This is a genomic window from Thalassotalea marina (assembly GCF_014656435.1).
Classification (GTDB): Bacteria; Pseudomonadota; Gammaproteobacteria; order Enterobacterales; family Alteromonadaceae; genus Thalassotalea_C; species Thalassotalea_C marina.
On sequence record NZ_BNCK01000007.1, the window covers coordinates 190,666 to 210,250 of the forward strand.

Sequence of the window (19,585 nt, forward strand, 5' to 3'; positions counted from 1 at the left end):
ATTGCTCTAGGTTATTCGTTAAAAATTTCAGCTGGTACTAGCTGATTAAAAAATTGAGGCGCCAAGACAAACCATGCGTGGTCATGCTCTCGATATACCAGTAACTGTTCACCTTCCATAAACAGTTTCAAACGCATTGCCTCGTTACTATTGGCTAACACCACCTCAACTAGCAACCCTAACTGTTTATCCAGTTCAACCGGAGTAATTAAATGTTCGGGCGCTAATTGTCGCCATGAATTCATCATTTGATTGAGTGCTTGAACCGATAAAGTATCGCGATTGGCTTGCCAACCTTGCCCTTTACGCTCAACTAAAAAGTGTTCATTAATCGATAGGGTCAAAATGACAGGATTAGCAGGAAACAACCTAACTTGCTGTTGGTCAGTTTTGTTTTCAAATACATTGTCATGTGTTGCATTGATGATCAAGATAAATGCTAACACACCAAAAATAATAACGTTATTCCAACCTGCTCTAGACAGTTTTACCATAATCAAATTAATACAGATAATCTAACTTGCCGTTATGTTACCACTTTAATCGATTATAGCGAGAACAACGCTTTGAACTGACTCGCCTGACGGCGTGATACTTCGACCTTGGCACCACTTTTCATTGTTAGCTCGAGACCACCACTAGCACATAAAGCCACATCTTGAACACAACTTAACTGCACAATGTATTGGCGACTAGTTCGAAAAAACACCTCTTTGGGTAGGCGTGCCTCTATCTGTGCCAAGGTACGATACACAATGGTTTTATGTTGGTCGAAATATACTTGTGTGTAATTGCCAAGTGACTCGAAACGCTCCACTTGTGCCAATTGAATAAGAAAACATTGTTGGCCATCTTTGACAAAAAAGCGCGACGATAAATCCATCATTGCTTTAGTCTCAGTTACTGACTCACGCTCCATATTTACTCGCGCTAAAGCGCTCTGTAACCGCTCTTGGCTAAAGGGTTTTAATAGGTAATCAATGGCATTTTGTTCAAATGCTTTAAGGGCAAACTCCTCAAATGCAGTAGTGAAAATAACTTTAGGCGGCTGCGCTATCGAGAGCAATAAATCAAAACCATTACCATCAGGTAAGTCTATATCGAGAAACATTAAATCAACATTGTGTTGAGCGAGTAACTCTTGAGCCTGGGCGATTGAATCTGCCTCACCAACGATGGCGATATGTTTTACATCAGCCAGTTGGGCTTTTAGTTCTAAACGCGCTAAACGCGAGTCTTCAACAATAATCACATTTAACACATTATTTTCCTATCACTATGCTCGCCTGCACCATATCATCGACTTGTTTCAGTGAATAGTGTGCTTGTTCGCCATACAATATATTTAAGCGCGACTTGATGTTGCGAGTACCAACACCGGTTGTATCTGCATCAGTGTTAAGCTCGCCGCTATTGTTAACACATAACGTTAATACCTCTGACTCTAAACGAATATCAATGTGAATATCGCCGCCAGCTCTGCGTTTACCAATACCATGTTTTATCGCATTTTCCACCAGCAACTGCACCATCATGCACGGCACTTTGCTGCTTAGTGCTTGCTCATCAATTGATTTTGTAATGCTGAGTTTGTTCTCAAATTGCAACTTGTTTAAATTAAGATAACTATCAACTAACTGTAGCTCTTCGTGTAACGTCCATTCTTTGTCTTGTTTAACTTGCATGGTGGTGCGCATCACATCAGATAAATCGGTTAGACAATCTCTCGCCTTAGCTGGATCTTCTAAAATTAATGCTCTGATATTGTTAATAGCATTAAACATAAAATGGGGGTTTAATTGATTTAACAATATATCTAGTTGCGCGGCTTTTAACGATGACTGTAATGCAGAGTTTTGTGCACTTGTGCTTTTTAATAAAAACTGTCGGCGAATGGTTAAATAAGTAATCGACCACAATAAAGACAGAAAAACCAGGTTGGGTAAAGCCAACCAAAAATATCGCATTGGCTCGGTTAAAGGCACGCCATACAAGGGTTCAAAAAACGGAAATAATGCGCTACTAACAATCAAATTGGTGACAAAAGCTGTAAGCACACTAATCAACACCACCTGCACAAAGTTCCAAGCGACATTGTCTGACTGCAAGTAACGCTTAAAGTACCATCGGGTACAAGTTGTGGTAGCAATAAAGGCAATATAAAGGGTTAAAGAATTAATTAATTCGCCAATAGCAAAGTGAGAAAAATAACCTCTAACGGTTAGGTTGAGCAGCGTAAACGCTCCCCAACCTAGAACTTGGCATAGCCAAAACATTTTATTATCTGATTTACTCATTAAAGTGATTTAATCCAAGTGGCCACATCTGATGCTACTTGCGGTGAAAACGTAACGTCAATTTCAGCATACTCTTTTGGTAAACCTGTTTTTGCTGGTTGAAATAAATGGTTCAACCCTGGATATATTTTTGTTGTAATTTGCTTATTGTTAACAAGTTTTTGAAAACCTGCAATATTTTGTTTAGCTAATACTTGTAAATCTAAATCACCATTTACAGCAAGTACTGGCATGTTTAGTTTAGGTAAAACCAATGATGGGTCGTATTGCACAAACGCTTGGAACCAAGGCGAGGTAATTTGTGGCATTTGCGCTTTTATCGCTTGTTCTGGCAAACCAGCACCAACTAGCAACTGTTTAATCTCTTGTGCACTGGCTTTATTAACAATAGCAGCCATCACACTGCGTTGTACTTTATCAGATTGTTGTAATGTCGCTTCATCTACACCTAGTGCCTGTTGCAACGCATAACTTTGGTCTATCAGAATGTCCGCTCCAGTAGTGCCCACACCGGCTAATGATACAAAGAAATCTACGTCTTTATTGTCAACACCTGCCAATGCACCAATCAAACCACCTTCACTGTGACCAATAAAGCCTATTTGGGCCTCTTTGAACTCAGGCAATTGACGCACATAGTGAACTGCGGCTTTTGCATCAGCTGCAAAATCATAGCTAGTTGCACTTTTAAAATCGCCAGTGGACTTACTCACGCCCCTATCGTCATAACGTAATACCGCAATACCTTGTTTAGTTAATAAGTCTGCCAGTACCCAGAAGCTTTGATGGCCAAAAATTTCTTGATTTCTATTGCTTGGACCAGAGCCTGATATTAAAACCGCAACGTAATTTGTCCCTTGTTTAGGTACCGTCAAGGTGCCAGCAAGCGTAATATTTTCTGCTTTGTTATCAAAGGATACTTCACGCACTAGATATTCAGTGTCCTTGGTTGGTGTTTGTGGAAAAACGCGTTTGGCTACTTTGGCCACATTGATATTTTTACTCATGACCAATGGAAGTTCACCACCACCTTGATAATAGGTACCTACTAATTTGCCTTGTTCAAGTGTTGCCTTATAACGAATACCGGCAGCTGATAAAGTAAAATCAACATCTTGATCGGTCACTTTAACTTGGTCAAATGCTAAGCCAAATTGCTGTTGGATCGGAACATCTAATTTTGCACTATAGTTGTTATTGTCTTTTGCAATATGCATCACTAGTTCAACTTGTAACGCTTCATTCACTTTAACTATGCCTTGCCATGAGCCAACAACGGTCGCTTGAGTAGTCAGTGTAATCAGAGTGAAGATAGAGCAAAGTGTGTGTTTAAATATTTTCATATGTCTCTCCTTATCGTTTATAAGCAAAGCTTATTGCACCTTAACCCGGTTAAGTTCAAAATTTATATCAACGGTCAAATTTTGATGTGAATGGTATCAATGAATATCCATAGACAATGACACCCATTAGCTTCTAGACTAAGAGTCGTCTTAAAAAAATAACATAGGTAGCATCCATGTCTGCTCAGAATAACCTAAAAATAGTGACACTACTTGCCACATTAGCCAGTGCGGCGGTGAGTGCTAACGACGAGAACAAGTTTTCGCAATTACTTGATGAACATTGGAAAGTAGCTAATCAAGAACAGATTTTTTTCCGCAAAGATCCCGATGCTTTTCGTATGAATGGCAAACTACCAGATATGTCTGAGCAAGGCCGTAAGCGCAGAGAAAACTACAACCAAGAGTTGTTATCTCGGCTAGCAGACATCGACGTTAATCAATTGTCGCCTGAGCAACAAGTCACCTATCGGTTATTTAAATATGAGCGAGAAACGGAAGCAAAGAGCTATCAACATTTAGATCATTATTATCCAATGAACTACTACGCTGGTTTCCATAGCTATTTTGCTGGTGCACCAGCCAATATGTCGTTTTTAACTAAGACAGATTATCAAAATTATTTGATCAGCTTAAAAGACTTCCCTCGTTATAACCAAGAACATATCGAGGTATTGCAAGAGGCCATTGCTAAAGGGCATGTGCACTATTGTGAAACATTTAAAAACTACGATAAATCCATCAGCAAACATATCGTTGATAATGCCAAAGACAGCGTATTTTATGGCCCTATCGCCAACTTCCCTGCCAATTTAAAGGCACAAGATAAACAGTATTTTGATCAACAAACACAAAAACTCATTACCGATACAATAGTCCCTGAATACAAAAAGTTTTATCAGTTCTTTACTCAACAGTATATGACGAATTGCCGCACTAAAGTGGGCATCAGTGAGCTAGCTAAAGGTAAGGAGTACTATCAATACCTGATTGAGTTCTACACCACCACAGATATGACGGCCGATGAAATTCATCAACTTGGGTTGGATGAAGTAAAACGCATCAAAGGTGAAATGCAGGCCATTATTAAGCAAGTAGGTTTTAAAGGTAGCTTTAAGGAGTTTATTGAGTACTTAAGAACCGATGAAAAGTTTTATACCGATACTGAACAAGACTTACTGGAAAAAGCCAGTTTTATTACTCGTAAAATGGCAGCCCAGTTACCCAAATGGTTCTCTGTATTGCCAAGGCAAACATTTGATATAAAACCAGCGCCAAATGGCGGTGCTTACTATGTGGCATCAGACGGTAGTGGCACAACTTCAGGTACTTATTTCATTGATACTCAAGATTTAAAAAGTCAGCCGCTATACACATTAGAGGCATTAACCTTTCATGAAGCAGAGCCCGGCCATCACTTTCAAAGCGCCATCGCTCAAGAAGTTGATATGGCAGAGTTTCGTAAAACACTTTACCATGCAGCATATGGTGAAGGCTGGGGTCTATATTCAGAGCGTTTAGGTAAGGAAATGGGCTTTTATCAAGACCCTATCAGTGACTTTGGCAGATTAACCTATGAAGCATGGCGAGCATGTCGACTCGTTGTTGATACCGGTATGCATGCTAAAGGTTGGAGTAGACAACAAGCGATAGACTATTTAGCTGAAAATACCGCATTAAGCATGGCTGATGTTATTGGCCAAATTGACCGCTATATCAGCTGGCCTGCACAAGCGTTGTCGTACAAAATCGGTGAAATTAAAATCCGCCAACTGCGCGCTACAGCAGAAAAAAGGTTAGGCGAAAAATTTAATATCAGAAAATTCCACGATCATATGTTAAAAAATGGTAGTTTACCTATGGCTTTGTTGGAAGAATTGACCTTAGATTGGATTGAAACGCAACAATAAAAAATAACTTGATACAGGGCACTTAGTTAACGCTGGGTGCCAATAAACGACATGATTGAATTAGATTTTAAACCGACAGAAAACTTAGCACATGCTGCGACGTTTACCCTAAACAATATGCAGCCCTATTATCATCGTTTTGATGTTAACTGGCAGCTTGATGACATAGTTAAACAAACCTTAGATTTAACGAATTGGGATATTGTATATGCGTCAAATGTCATCGGTGTTATGCGTTTGTCTTTTGACGAGCAAGCTTGCTGGCTGCGCGATATACAAATTGATCCTGACTTTCAAAATAAAGGGCTTGGTGCTAAAGCACTAGATCAGGCGGTGGCACTGGCTAACGCATCTCAAGCCAAAGAAATTAAGTTAAAGGTGTTTAAAATCAGCCCTGCACTTAGCTTGTATCAACGACATGACTTTAAAACATACCAAGAAGATGACCGATTTTACTACATGGTGAGAACACTGGCGGCCTAACACAGTCACCAGTTAATCGTGTTCTGTATCTTTAGAGGTCGCAAAAGTTATATCCTGACCATTGGCGCCTAACATAGTCACATCAACAACATGTTGGTCGTCGGTCAATCGAATATCACCAATACCACTAAGATTAACCAAGGTGTCTTGTTTTTTTGCCCAAGGTTTACGCACTTTCACTTTCATTTGTCGGCGCTTAGTAAACCAGTTTAGCGGTGAATAAGGACCATAGAGCACACGATTAAGCCTATCCAAACAGCGTAATAATCCTGCCGGGAATTCATTTTTGATACCGCTGTTAGTAACCTGAATAATTTTAGATTTATTGCGAATAAAGCGATGAGTCACGTCATAGACAAACGAGTAGTGCACATCGCCAGACAAAATAATAAACTCAGGCGGGGTTTTAACATGACGAAATACATTCAACATCACATTAGCCGTGCCTTTATGCGCCATCCAGTTTTCTGCATCAACCATTAATGGTTGACCAAAAAAGGTAAATACACGCTGAATCGCCTCAATCATCTTAACGCCATAAATTGGCGCTGGTGAAACCAGTATGACTTTCGACTCACCAATAAGCTCTTGCTGCATAGCAGAAAGAGCTTCCCAATCCATTAAACCGGACGGTTTTGATGCCCGACTTTCCGAACGCCAACGTTGAGTACGGGTATCTAACACCACAATTTTTGGCGATGTTGCAAGGCTATAATGCCAATCTTGCCAATTAAGCAAGGTATCAATGAGCTGATCTAATTCGACAAAACCTAGAGCAAAATGATGTACTAAATCTTGTTCTAACGGTTTAAATTTTTCAGGAGCATTGCCCCACGCCTGACATAACAAATAGGCGATAAGTGCGTTACCAATAATGCGTTTTGAAAATGGATGCCCATACGCCGCTTCTTCCCAGCCACGTGTTAAATTCCAATCATCGGTAATATCGTGATCATCAAAAATCATATAAGTAGGAATATGCGCCAGTGCCCTACTCACTTGTGGCAAACTGGCAACAAACTTATTGATGATAGCTAATTCTTGGTCATATCGTTGTTGATCCACTTTCTCTAACGGCAAAGGATGAAACGATATTCGAGACCATAGCTGCGGTGACCACACCAGAAAATACATCGCTAAACATTCAGCTAAAGTCACCAGATGATTTTTTGCATTGACAGAGGTAAAAATTGGCTTTTTGCTCGCGGCAAATAACTTCTCATAAACCGCTTTATTGGCGGGTGTATGGGGTAACAATTTATCGCGATGATAATAACAATGTTCACTATCAAACAAAGATTCACTGTTGTGTACCGTAGCACCTTGCCAGCTTTCTTCGTACAAACCTAACAGATTAATGACTTGATGAATTGCCTGAAGAAAAGGCCCAGCGACATCATCTACATACACTTGATCACCAGACATCATTAATAACGCAGGCCGATCAGTTGGTGTCGTTAAAGTGTCAGCAATTGCTTGATCAACCCGTAACAAGCCATCGTCACTGTTATGATGAGGCTTTCGACATGAGCCATGCAGTAAGCGGTCAGCACTGCTACGGATAACAAAATTAGGTTTATCTTGCTCAGGATAAACTATATCGGGAAGTAAGCTCGTGAGCTGCTGTTGGCCTTCTTCACCGTGCAGTACAAAGTCATAGTGATAAACCCGATCGTGAGTCAGGTTTTCTGTTAGTGTGATCGTAATTTGATGGATAAACGCATGACGACCTACTTGAGTCAGCAACTGGCTACGCTTGGCAAGTTTCTGTTCATCTATTAATTGGTTGTCTTGAAAAAGCTGAAAAGACAAAGCAGCTGGTGTTGAGGTAACCAACCAAAAATTGAGCTCACCCGCTGTAGCATGGCGTAATATTGGACCTGCAATTACCTCAGGTAGGTTTGTTGTAGTAATTATTGTATTAACCCTTTGTTTGCCCTACTAGATGATAAACACCTAACATTATCAAATAAGCAAATAGCAGCTTGCTTGCTGTCATTTGCTCATTAGTCTACACAAAAGGATTTCTAGGTTTCAATCTTTAAGCCAAATTCACTAATAATTTGGCTGGATAAATTTGTAACAAAAGCCCAAAAGCGGAAGAGAAGTTTAGGTCATCACAATGGCTGCAGCAATTAATACCCCAACCGCCAGCACTGATAAAATAAGGCGTTTATGAAACTTTTGCTGCTCCGTTTTCATCGCTTTTAACAACAGAACTTGTTGCTGCTGACTGTCTTTGCCTGTGCGCAGATATTGATAAACTAAATCTGGAATTTCTGGCAGTTTTTCGTTCCAAAACGGAATGTTTTCTTTAACCTTTTTTAATACCGCTTTCACGCCCATTTGCTCCTTCACCCAGTTTTCTAGGAAAGGTTTCGCGGTTTGCCATAAATCTAATTGTGGATAAAGCTGACGCCCCAGGCCTTCAACATATAACAGCGTTTTTTGTAGCAGTACCAATTGCGGTTGTACTTCCATATTGAAGCGACGTGCGGTATTAAACAAGTTCACCAACACATGACCAAATGAAATTTCCGCCAATGGTTTGTTGAAAATAGGTTCACAAACGGTGCGAATAGCAAATTCAAATTCATCAACATTAGTGCGAGCCGGCACCCAACCCGAATCGACATGTAACTGCGCTACTTTGCGATAATCGCGATTGAAAAAGGCGACGAAGTTCTCCGCTAAATAACGTTTATCTTCGCGGTTTAGTGTACCTACAATGCCGCAGTCAATCGCTATCCAAGTAGGATCATCTGGGTTGGTAACATCAACAAATACGTTGCCAGGATGCATATCAGCATGGAAAAAACTGTCGCGATAAACTTGAGTGAAAAACACATCTAAGCCACGTTCAGCAAGCAATTTCATATCCACACCAAGTGCGTTAAGCTTGTCGACTTCGCCAACACTCACACCATAGATGCGCTCCATCACCAATACGTTTTTATGACAGTACTGGCTGTAAATTTCTGGCACGTAAAGAATATGGTCGTTTTCTCTACCTTGGCTAAAATTGCGTTTTAATTGAATAGCATTGGCCGCTTCTCTAAGTAAATCTAGCTCATCGAGAATAGTCTTTTTATATTCTTCAACTACTTCGGTAGGTCGTAAGCGTCGGCCGTCAGGCAACCAAGCAGAAACCACTTTGGCAATTTTTGCCATCATGTTGACATCGGCTTTAATGACTTTGTCGATATCAGGGCGTAATACCTTAATAACGACTTGTTGTTCAACGCCATCATGCAACATAGTTGCCGTATGTACTTGCGCAATAGACGCTGACGCCAACGGCGTTAAATCAAAGTCTGAGAAAACTTGATCAAATAATTCCTGCCCGATGGCATCAATAACTAGTTTTTGTGCTTTTGCACCGTCAAACGCTGGCACTTGATCTTGCAAAAATGACAGCTCTTTTGCGAAGTCTTCTGGCAGCAAATCACGACGCGTAGACAACATTTGACCAAACTTTATAAATACTGGTCCAAGCGCTTCAATCGCTAAACGAAAACGTAATGCCAGTGGTTTGTCTTTATGTTTATTGGGGATCCAGAAAAAAGACCAGCGAATTAACCTCGCATACCAAGGTAAAAAACGGCTTGGGATCAGCTCATCTAAGCCATAGCGGAAAAAAGTTAATACAATGGTAAAGAGTCTTAAGCTACTCACTTAATGTCCTCATCAGCTTGATGATCTGCTAGTAATGTCGCAATACGTTGTTCAAGATCGGCTAAATCTGCTTTTACTGACTGTACTTGCTCGGAAAACACAGCAAGTTCAGGTAGTGTCACCAACAAATTTTTTTCATGCACCAACCACTCTGACGCATCACTTTTGATTTGCTGTTGTGCAAAGGAAAATTTACTTTTTAGCCATATCTGTAACTGTTCCACCTTGTAGGCAGGTACATCACCGATATGGTTAGATAACTCTTTGCCCCAATCAAAGTTAAAAGATTCAGCTAGTTGTGCAAACTGCTGAGCCACTTTAATATCGCCTTTAATATCCAGTTGTTCTTGGCGAATAAGTTCGGTCAGTTGCTGCTCTTTTTGCAGCAATTTTAAACTTTTAATATCAGTGGAGATGGTGCAATCGCTGCGTTCTACAACGCCAGTAATAACAAAACGTTGCTCGTTTACACTACAACAAATTGGAAAGCCTAATTCACGCAGTTCCAATGACAAGGTTTTTTGCTCTAACGATGCCAATACCGAACGATCTATCTCGGCTTTGTTGACCACACCATTGGCAATTTTTTCAATTAAACTACAGAGTATTTGTTGATACATAAACGACATGCTCACTAGTTAAAACTTATAACCCTTATGCAACGCAACAATACCGTCAGTTAAGTTTTTATAGCTTGTGTGTTCAAAGCCCGCTTCTTCCATCATAGATTTAAGCGTTTCTTGATCTGGATGCATACGAATAGATTCAGCTAAATACTTATAGCTATCACCGTCTTTTGCTACCAATTCACCCATTTTTGGCAGCACACTAAACGAGTAAAAATCGTATAGTTTGTTGATAATCTCATGTTCAGGTTTTGAAAATTCCAACACCAATAAACGGCCACCAGGCTTTAATACACGGTACATTGAAGCAAGCGCGCGCTCCTTGTTGGTTACATTACGTAAGCCAAAAGCAATAGTCACAATATCAAAGGTGTTATCTTCAAACGGTAAATATTCCGCATTGGCTTGCACATAATCAATGTTTTGCACTAAACCTTTATCACGCAACTTAGTGCGGCCAACATCTAACATTGAACTGTTAATATCGGCCAAAATAACTTTACCTTCACGGCCAACTAATTTAGAAAACTTCGCGGTTAAATCACCTGTACCACCAGCAATATCAAGTACCTTGTTACCTGGTCTTACACCACTAGCATCAATGGTAAATCGCTTCCACAAACGGTGAATACCCATCGACATTAAGTCATTCATAATATCGTATTGTTGCGCAACAGAATGGAATACGCCGGCAACTTTTGATTCTTTTTCTTCCGTTTTTACCGTTTGGTAACCAAAGTGCGTAGAATCGTTAGACGAGTTATCGTTAGGTTGATGCGGTTGGCTCATGAGTGTGTACTGTTATCTCCAGTTAGAAGTGGCGATAGTTTACCGTAGTTTACGTGATTAATTAACTGGCTAGATCAATAAAATATGTCACAGTCCATGTATTGGTTTTCTATTATGACCAAGTTCTCACTCTTATTGGTATGTTGTTAAGACTAAATGAAGGGTTTACCAAGTTAGTTACCGTTATCATCTCCAACTGTGTCAGCCTAAATCATGCTTTGGATGCGAATGGGCACCCAAAGCAAACCCATTTGAATTTAAATCTAGCTATTACGCTACACTAACTTCATTATCCTTATGCACAATCTTCTGTTTTAACCACTGGTATAAGCGCTTTCCTAGTTTAAGTTCTACTTGGCTGTGTAGTGTGTATGCCAGTATCCCCATGACGATTATAGTGGCGACTACCAGCCAAACAATATTGTCCTTAGTGCCAAATTGGTTAAACACCATAAAGCCGATATGCTGGTGAATCAGGTAAATGGGGTAAGTTAAAATACCAAAGTAATAACACCAACGCTTTCTAAGTGGGTTTTCTTTAAACACGGCGGTGCAAACAAATAGTGCAAAAAATACGGTATTGATAATGGCAATAACAACACTATCAAAGGTAATGGCAAACCACTGGCTCATCAGTTCGCCAAACAAGGTCGATTGCTTGATGATGTAAAAATAAGATAACGCCATTAACAATCCACGGTACCAGTCTAGGCCGTCTCTTCTGATCAGATAAAAAATACAACCTGCGGCAAAATAACCACTCCAATGGGGGAACATTAAAACAAACATATTTTGTTGTTCAGCCCAAGCGGTGTAAAGCATTGCCGTCGACGCCACTAACACCAGCGCCATAATATGCTGAAAATGTTTCATTAAACCAAGCCACAGTAGGGCAAGGATAAATAAATAGAACTTCAATTCAATATATAACGTCCAGTAAGCACCATCGACGGGTTTAATATCAAAGGCTTCGTTAACCATAGTGGTATTAGCCCAAAACTGAGTCCAGCTTATTGAAAATGTCTCCCCCCCCCAAAAGATGGTCACCATACTTGTCACGATTAACGCCGCCCAATACGCAGGGTAAAGCCTGACAAAACGTGAAACAATAAACTTTTTTGCACTGCCATCGGCAACACTCATTAAAATAACAAAGCCTGAAATGACAAAGAAAAAGTTAATACCCATATAAAAATATCGGCTAGCTTCACGCATCATTGGAAAATCGGCGATCGGTGCATAACCTTCCATATAGGCAGTGTAGGTATAATGAAAAATCACTACGCCAAGCGCAGAAATAAATCGATATAAATCGATTTCATAAAAACGCGTTTGTCTGAGGTTTTTATCTGACGTCACAAAACAACATCCTATGCTTCTTTTGATTTAATAGAAGTAACTTACCCTAAGATGTTGGTTTTTATCTTATTAAATTTTATGAAATTTGCTTTTGATGAGGTTAAAGTCGCCATAAAATGGACATTGGTGAGACTTGCAAAATACAAAGTTGTTTATAGGGTTCGTTCTAAAAGGTAAAAATCTTTCTCTTGACCAATTTCTATAAACTGTTGTTCCAAATAAAACTTTTTCGCCTGCTGATTTGACTTAAACACTCTTAATTGTATATGGGTAGCAGATTTATTTTTTGGCAATCTGTTAATCACTTTGGCACCAATACCTTGGGAGCGATAATTTTCCTCAAGTATTAACATCCATACATACAACTTGTAACCGATTAAGGAATATTGCAAGTAACCACAAGGTTGACCATTCAAAAATATTAAATAGCAATCTGTGTCTTTCCATTGCTGAACAAAATTACTACGCTGCCAATCATAATTCCAGCCCCAAAGTGATTCAATATGCTGTTTCATTGCCATTTGATACAACTGCCAGCAATATGGTTGATCACTATCAGACGCACTGATTAACGTTAGTGGAAGCTCTCCATTATGCATTGGAATAATGCTCGCGACTGCCAAGCCAACGGTCAATCACTTTTAATGCTTGTTGAGGATGTTTTTGCCACAGCAAATAAGCATGTTGTTGAATTTCAGGGATCAAGTCAGCATCGCGCACTAAATCAGCAATTTTAAGATCGGCTAGGCCAGTTTGTTTTGTGCCCAGTAATTCACCAGGGCCTCGAATTTCCAAATCTTTTTGTGCAATAACAAAGCCGTCATTACTTTCGCGTAATACGCCTAGGCGCTTGGTGGCTGTTTTTGAAAGCGGTGTTTTGTACATTAAAACACAATGTGACGCCACAGAGCCTCGACCGACACGGCCTCTTAACTGGTGCAATTGAGCCAGCCCTAAACGCTCTGGATTTTCTATCACCATTAAGCTCGAATTTGGTACATCTACGCCCACTTCAATCACGGTAGTGGCAACTAATAGATGTAAATCCCCCGCTTTAAAGGCGTCCATCACCTCTTGTTTTTCTTGTGCTTTCATTCGGCCATGCACTAAGCCAACACTCAGCTCTGGCAAGTGTTCACGTAAATACAGTGCAGTATCTTCCGCCGCCTGACATTGCAACACTTCCGATTCTTCTATTAAGGTACATACCCAATAGGCTTGTCGATTTTCGGTTAAACACGACTGACGAATGCGTTCAATCACTTCATCTCGTCGAGTATCAGGCAATGCCACCGTTTTAATGGGTGTGCGCCCCGGCGGTAATTCATCAATGACAGAGGTATCGAGATCGGCATAAGCCGTCATAGCTAAGGTACGCGGAATAGGTGTTGCCGTCATGATCAATTGGTGTGGATAGTTACCGTCAAACGCACCTTTTTCTCTCAGTGATAAGCGCTGGTGCACACCAAATCTATGTTGTTCATCAATAATGATCAGCGTTAACCGATCAAAGACTACATCATCTTGAAATAACGCATGGGTGCCAACAATCATCTGCATGTTGCCATTGGCTATATGCTCTAAAGCATGACGTCTTGCTTTTGCTTTAGTTTTTCCGGCTAACCAGCCAACGCTGATTTCAAGTGGTTCAAACCACTTTTGAAAGTTAATCGCATGCTGCTCTGCCAGTATTTCTGTCGGTGCCATTAGTGCCACTTGGTAACCCTGACCAATTGCAGTTATGGCCGCCAATGCTGCTACTAGCGTTTTTCCTGAGCCAACATCCCCTTGCACTAAACGCATCATCGGGTGTTGTTTGGCTAGATCTTGTCTAATTTCTTTTACCACTCGCGCTTGTGCATTGGTTGGTGAAAACGGTAAAGAGTCGAGAAACTTTTGCTCTAGCGTTTTATCAACTTGCAACGCCAACGCGGCATGTTTATCAACTGACTGACGCAGCTTTAACATGCTTAAATTATGCGCCAACAATTCTTCTTTGATTAGTCTTAACTGGGCTGGGTGTTTACCCTCTTCCAGTTGAATAACCGAAGTATCGGGTGTAGGCCGATGAATAAACGCCAACGCCTCTTTGAGCGAATATGGCTCGTTAACAAAATCCGCCGGTAATAACTCTTCTACGTCACCTCGTTGCAGACGCATTAATGCTTGTTCGGTCAGGTTTCGAAGCGTGATTTGCCTTAGGCCATCTGTTGTTGGATATACAGGAGTTAAGGTTTCTTCTACTGGCGTTAATTCGGTGTCGTTATCTAACCTTTTATATTCAGGATGAATAATTTCAGGGCCTCGTCCACCACGGGTGATTTCACCATAACAACGGATTTCAGCGCCAATAGCTAGATTATTTTTTTGTGCCGCAGAGAAGTTAAAAAACCTCAGATTTAGATTACCTGTGCCATCATTGATAGTGACCACCAACATACGTCGACGCCCCTGCACTACTTGGTTTTGAGTCACTTCTCCAATGATATTGGTAAAAATGCCAGGCATACAATCGCGTATGGTCGTCACACGTGTACGATCTTCGTAACGATTAGGTAAGTGAAATAATAAATCTTGAATAGAGTGCAGACCAATTTTGGCAAGTTTGTCTGCCATGCTTGGTCCTACACCTTTTAACGAGGAAACGGCAATGCGAGCTAGATTCCCTAAACCAATTCCCGTTGCCGTCATTGAATACCCTTGAAGCCTTTATTTTAGTTATCGATTTCTTGCCACGCTTCTTGCGTCATTTGCATTTGTTGCCACCATTCGTCTGGCGCTACGATTTGTCCATCTTCATCAATTTTTGGATAAGGCAAACCTTTACGTTTACAAGCTTTAGCAAAAATTGGATGTCCACCTTCAAATAGAAAACGCTGACGGCGCTCTTCTGAAATGCTAGGTCTGTCGTACATACCAGCCGCTTTGCGTTGGCGCTGTGCTTCATATAAAACTACCGCGTTAGCAACAGAAACATTTAGTGATTGCACCATGCCTACCATAGGGATAACGATATCTTGGTCGGCTAGTTCAAGGGCCTTTTCACTGGCACCAAACTTTTCTTGGCCTAAAATAATCGCGGTAGGTTTGGTGTAATCCACCTCGCGAAAGTCAATGGCGGTGTCAGACAGATTAGTCACCAACACTTGCATGCCTTGCGATTTTAAAACGCCAATAGCGTCTGCAGTTGACGAATAATTGTGAACATCAACCCAGTTTTGACTGCCAGCGGCACTGCCGCCAGAGACACGCATTCTTTCGTTTTTCCAAACCGCGTGTACGTCACTGATCCCAATAGCATCTGCGGTACGTACTACCGCGGCTAAGTTATGGTTTTTATGCACGCCTTCCATACATACCGTTAAATCCGGCTGTCTTTGATCAAGCATGGCATTAATTCGAGCTAATCTTTCTGGTGTCATGTCACTACTATTTTAACTAGGTTGATACAAATGCTTTAACGTTGAATTAATCAACGTTTGGTAATTCCATTACACCGTCAATTTCAATGGCAACATCTTTTGGTAAACGAGCTACTTGTACCGCAGCACGTGCTGGGTAAGGCTGGTGAAAGTATTCACTCATAATTTCGTTTACGGTAGCAAATTGACCTAAATCCATTAAGAAGATGTTCACTTTAACCATATCATTTAGTGAACCACCTGCCGCTTCACATACCGCAGCTAGGTTTTTAAAAACTTGGTGTGCCTGTTCAGCAAAATCGTCAGAAACCACTTCCATTGTTTCTGGCACTAATGGAATTTGGCCTGATAAATACACAGTATTTTTTACTTTTACCGCTTGGCTATAAGTGCCGATTGCACTTGGTGCGCTATCTGTTCTGATAATTGATTTCATAACGTTCCTTAAATTTATTTGTTACGTACGACTTTTTGCACGTCAACCATGACTTTGATCTTACGAATAATATCGGCTAAATGCACTCGGTTTCGGCAAGTTAACTCTAAGTCTATCACATAAAGACCGGTGTCTTTCTCTCCCGAGTTCAAGGTATGAACATTCGAGTCACATTTTGCTACGACATTGGTTAGTTTAGCTAACGCACCTTGATGGTTAACGATTTCAATGCGCAACTTGGCGATAAAGTCACGATCAATTTCACTGTCCCATTTGACCGGGAAAATGTGTTGTTCTTGTGTACCTTTAATGTTGCGACAACCTGCTTGGTGCACCATTAAACCTTTACCTGGGCTTAAATAGGCAACGATATTGTCACCAGGAATAGGACGACAGCAACGACCGTAGTTTACTAACATACCTTCCGTGCCTTTAATTGGCATTTTGGTTTTACTACTTGGCTGATTTAGTGCGCTGTCGTCAGTAAACTCATCGGTTAAGCGTCTAGCGATACCAATACTTAGTGCATTACCTAAGCCGATGTTCACTAACAAGTCATCAAGCGTTTTATTGCTGGTTTCTTGCAGTACTTGTTGAATTTTTTCTTCAGCAATATCTTCCAGTTTCACTTTACCCAGCGCGTGGCTAAGTAGCCTTTTACCCAAGGCATGAGAATGGTTTTTCTCTTGTGAACGTAAATAAGTACGTATTTGTAATCGCGCTTTTGCCGTCACTACAAAGTTAAGCCAAGTGGCGTTTGGATGAGCAGCTGGTGAGGTCACGATTTCTATCGTTTGACCAGAATCTATCGGTTGGCTAAGCGGGAATGGCTTACGGTCAACTTTTGCGCCAACACAAGAATTACCTACATCGGTATGTACGGCATAAGCAAAATCAACCGGTGTTGCTCCCATTGGCAATTCGATAATACGGCCGTCAGGGGTAAATACGTAAATTTCTTCTGGGAATAAGTCTGTTTTGACGTTTTCAATAAACTCAAACGAACTACCCGCGCTTTGTTGTAACTCCAACAAACTCTGCATCCAGCGACGAGCTTTCATTTGCGCCGTTGTGCCACCGTCATCGGTACCTTGTTTATAGAGCCAATGAGCGGCAACCCCTTTATCCGCCATTTGATCCATATCCGTGGTTCGTATTTGAATCTCGACCGGAATACCGTGTGGACCAATTAATGAGGTGTGTAACGACTGATAACCGTTAGTTTTGGGGATCGCAATATAATCTTTAAAACGACTTTCAATCGGTTTAAACAGATTATGCACCGCACCTAAGGCTCGATAACACTCATCTAGTTTATTTTCTACAATCACCCTAAAGGCATAAATGTCCATCACTTCGTTGAACATTAACTCTTTGTTTTTCATTTTGCGGTAAATAGAAAACAAATGTTTTTCGCGGCCGATAACTTCTGCCTTAATACCGTGCTCTTCTAAGCGCTGAGCAATTTCTTCACGAATGTTATTGATGATTTCTTTACGATTACCGCGGGCTTTTTTCACTTCCGATTTTAACGCACGAGCACGCATCGGATGCAGAGCCTCAAATCCTAGAACCTCAAGTTCGTTTTTAATATCATGAATACCTAAACGATTGGCAATAGGTGCATATATATCTAAAGTTTCACGAGCAATTCGACGGCGTTTTTCTGGGCGTAGCGCATCGAGTGTGCGCATGTTATGTACCCGATCTGCCAGTTTGATCAGAATGACACGAATATCCTTGGTCATGGCAAGCACCATCTTACGAAAGTTTTCTGCTTGCATTTCTTCTTTGTTATCAAACTTTAACTTGTCGAGTTTACTCACGCCTTCAACAAGTTCAGCCACTGTAGTACCAAACAACTCGGCCAAATCTTCTTTGGTCGTTGTTGTATCTTCAATCACATCATGAAGCAACGCAGCCATTAAGGTTTCATGATCAAGATGCATTTTCGCCAAGTTGTGCGCCACCGCCACCGGATGGGTGATATAAGGCTCACCACTTGAGCGCATTTGTCCCTCATGCGCATCTCTAGCCACAATATATGCTTGTTTGAGCAAATCAACTTGCACTTTCGACAGGTAGCTAGAAACATACTCTTTAAGAGGTTCAAAAAGATACACGCAAGAATTCCTTAAGACACAATAAAAATAAAGACTGAGTTGGTTGATACAAGAATACGTTTAAAATTCTGAGATGCCAATGGGTATAAATAATAAAAACGCGTAATTATGCAAAGACAATTACGCGTTTTTTTCCTCTGTATAGCGAGGTAGATTATTGGTTATGACCACCAACAATGGCAGCCACTGCAGCTAGTTCAGCAGATTCTTGTTGAACGGCTTCTTGACGCTCGTTCTCATCCATCACTGCATTAGTGATCAAACCTTCTTCGATTTCGCGAAGTGCAACTACCGTTGGTTTGTCATTTTCTAGCTCTACTAAAGGGTCTTTACCCCCAGTTGCAATTTGACGTGCACGACGAGTTGCAATAAGGATTAAGTCAAAACGATTACCGATTTGTTCAACGGCATCTTCAACTGTTACGCGAGCCATCTGATCACTCCAAGTTTGTAAAAATTTATAAAATAGCGGGGCATTTTACTAAATGCTTAATCGTTAGCCAATAGCTGATCGAATAAAAGTTGGTGTTTTTGCATTTGTTGACTGCGTTTTAATCGCTGATTATTGACGATTGTTGTAAGATCGGCCAACGCTTGCTCAAAATCATCATTTACTATGATGTAATCAAACTCTTGATAATGTGAACATTCAGAACGTGCTTGCGCCATACGTCCCTGAATAACCTCTTCACTATCTTGCCCTCGACTACGCAACCTTTGCTCAAGCTCAGCTTTTGATGGTGGGCTAATAAATATCGTCGTAACATCTGGTCTTTTCATTCTCACTTGCTGAGCACCTTGCCAGTCAATATCAAGAAAAACATCAATGCCCTTCTCTAATTGCTCGTCAATTGCCACGGCAGAGGTGCCATAATAATTACCAAATACTTCTGCCCACTCGTAAAAGTGGTTATTGTTTATTTGTCGTTTAAATTCATCAACAGAAACAAAATGATAGTGCTTACCGTTTTCTTCACCAGGTCTGGGTGAACGCGTCGTATGAGAAACTGACACTTGCATCGGTCGCTCACTTTGCTGTTTTAACAAAGCTGAAATAAGACTAGATTTTCCCGCGCCGCTTGGCGCTGACAAGATAAACAAATTGCCTGAAGTTGCCATAAA

At 40.8% G+C, this 19,585-nt stretch carries 18 protein-coding genes; 2 read left to right on the forward strand and 16 right to left on the reverse strand.

Annotation, left to right across the window (positions count from 1 at the left end; all coding sequences use genetic code 11):
- Positions 1–11: 11 nt before the first annotated feature.
- Genes IE199_RS15590 through IE199_RS15605 form a run of 4 tightly spaced genes read right to left on the reverse strand, consistent with a single transcriptional unit; the run spans position 12 to position 3,640 of the window.
- Positions 12–494: a hypothetical protein gene (locus tag IE199_RS15590; protein WP_189772355.1), complete on the reverse strand. Its 483-nt coding sequence runs from the start codon at positions 492–494 to the stop codon at positions 12–14.
- 53 nt (positions 495–547) lie between these two features.
- Entirely contained in the window at positions 548–1,261 is a 714-nt protein-coding gene (locus IE199_RS15595; protein ID WP_189772357.1) for a LytR/AlgR family response regulator transcription factor, read from the reverse strand.
- A 1-nt stretch (position 1,262) separates the two neighbouring features.
- Entirely contained in the window at positions 1,263–2,297 is a 1,035-nt protein-coding gene (locus tag IE199_RS15600; RefSeq protein ID WP_189772359.1) for a sensor histidine kinase, read from the reverse strand.
- A complete protein-coding gene (locus tag IE199_RS15605) occupies positions 2,297–3,640 on the reverse strand; it encodes an alpha/beta hydrolase family protein (protein ID WP_189772362.1) in 1,344 nt (447 codons plus the stop codon). The genes IE199_RS15600 and IE199_RS15605 overlap by 1 nt, the downstream gene beginning before the upstream one ends.
- Before the next feature lie 176 nt (positions 3,641–3,816).
- On the opposite strand from IE199_RS15605, the gene IE199_RS15610 reads away from it, so the two are divergent.
- Complete coding sequence (locus tag IE199_RS15610) at positions 3,817–5,550, forward strand: DUF885 domain-containing protein (protein ID WP_189772364.1); 1,734 nt, start codon at positions 3,817–3,819, stop codon at positions 5,548–5,550.
- 51 nt (positions 5,551–5,601) lie between these two features.
- Positions 5,602–6,033, forward strand: a complete 432-nt coding sequence (locus IE199_RS15615) for a GNAT family N-acetyltransferase (RefSeq protein ID WP_189772366.1) — start codon at positions 5,602–5,604, stop codon at positions 6,031–6,033.
- Positions 6,034–6,045: 12 nt separating this feature from the next.
- On the opposite strand, the gene IE199_RS15620 is transcribed toward IE199_RS15615, so the two are convergent.
- The 12 genes from IE199_RS15620 to gmk all read right to left on the reverse strand — a co-directional run bounded on the left by IE199_RS15620 (position 6,046) and on the right by gmk (position 19,582).
- The gene (locus tag IE199_RS15620) at positions 6,046–7,869 is read right to left on the reverse strand and encodes a metallophosphoesterase family protein (RefSeq protein ID WP_229854765.1); all 1,824 of its coding nucleotides are present in this window, start codon (positions 7,867–7,869) and stop codon (positions 6,046–6,048) included.
- A 273-nt stretch (positions 7,870–8,142) separates the two neighbouring features.
- A complete protein-coding gene (gene ubiB, locus IE199_RS15625) occupies positions 8,143–9,708 on the reverse strand; it encodes a ubiquinone biosynthesis regulatory protein kinase UbiB (RefSeq protein ID WP_189772376.1) in 1,566 nt (521 codons plus the stop codon).
- The gene (locus IE199_RS15630) at positions 9,705–10,328 is read right to left on the reverse strand and encodes a ubiquinone biosynthesis accessory factor UbiJ (RefSeq protein WP_189772383.1); all 624 of its coding nucleotides are present in this window, start codon (positions 10,326–10,328) and stop codon (positions 9,705–9,707) included. The genes ubiB and IE199_RS15630 overlap by 4 nt, the downstream gene beginning before the upstream one ends.
- 18 nt (positions 10,329–10,346) lie before the next feature.
- A complete protein-coding gene (gene ubiE, locus IE199_RS15635) occupies positions 10,347–11,123 on the reverse strand; it encodes a bifunctional demethylmenaquinone methyltransferase/2-methoxy-6-polyprenyl-1,4-benzoquinol methylase UbiE (protein WP_189772385.1) in 777 nt (258 codons plus the stop codon).
- A 270-nt stretch (positions 11,124–11,393) separates the two neighbouring features.
- Positions 11,394–12,482 carry an acyltransferase family protein gene (locus IE199_RS15640; RefSeq protein ID WP_189772387.1) on the reverse strand — a complete coding sequence of 363 codons (1,089 nt, stop codon included), beginning with the start codon at positions 12,480–12,482 and terminating at the stop codon, positions 11,394–11,396.
- A gap of 152 nt (positions 12,483–12,634) precedes the next feature.
- A complete protein-coding gene (locus IE199_RS15645) occupies positions 12,635–13,081 on the reverse strand; it encodes a GNAT family N-acetyltransferase (protein ID WP_189772389.1) in 447 nt (148 codons plus the stop codon).
- Entirely contained in the window at positions 13,074–15,173 is a 2,100-nt protein-coding gene (recG, locus tag IE199_RS15650) for an ATP-dependent DNA helicase RecG (RefSeq protein ID WP_189772391.1), read from the reverse strand. The genes IE199_RS15645 and recG overlap by 8 nt, the downstream gene beginning before the upstream one ends.
- Positions 15,174–15,196: 23 nt before the next feature.
- Positions 15,197–15,904 (reverse strand): tRNA (guanosine(18)-2'-O)-methyltransferase TrmH, encoded by a 708-nt coding sequence (gene trmH / locus IE199_RS15655; RefSeq protein ID WP_189772393.1) that lies wholly within the window; start codon positions 15,902–15,904, stop codon positions 15,197–15,199.
- A 46-nt stretch (positions 15,905–15,950) separates the two neighbouring features.
- Entirely contained in the window at positions 15,951–16,340 is a 390-nt protein-coding gene (gene ridA / locus IE199_RS15660; protein WP_189772395.1) for a deaminase RidA, read from the reverse strand.
- Positions 16,341–16,354: 14 nt separating this feature from the next.
- Positions 16,355–18,463, reverse strand: a complete 2,109-nt coding sequence (spoT, locus tag IE199_RS15665) for a bifunctional GTP diphosphokinase/guanosine-3',5'-bis pyrophosphate 3'-pyrophosphohydrolase (RefSeq protein WP_189772397.1) — start codon at positions 18,461–18,463, stop codon at positions 16,355–16,357.
- A 154-nt stretch (positions 18,464–18,617) separates the two neighbouring features.
- Positions 18,618–18,896 (reverse strand): DNA-directed RNA polymerase subunit omega, encoded by a 279-nt coding sequence (rpoZ, locus tag IE199_RS15670; protein ID WP_189772399.1) that lies wholly within the window; start codon positions 18,894–18,896, stop codon positions 18,618–18,620.
- Between the two features lie 56 nt (positions 18,897–18,952).
- On the reverse strand, positions 18,953–19,582 hold the full coding sequence (gmk, locus tag IE199_RS15675) for a guanylate kinase (protein ID WP_189772401.1): 630 nt from the start codon (positions 19,580–19,582) through the stop codon (positions 18,953–18,955).
- Positions 19,583–19,585 lie beyond the last annotated feature (3 nt).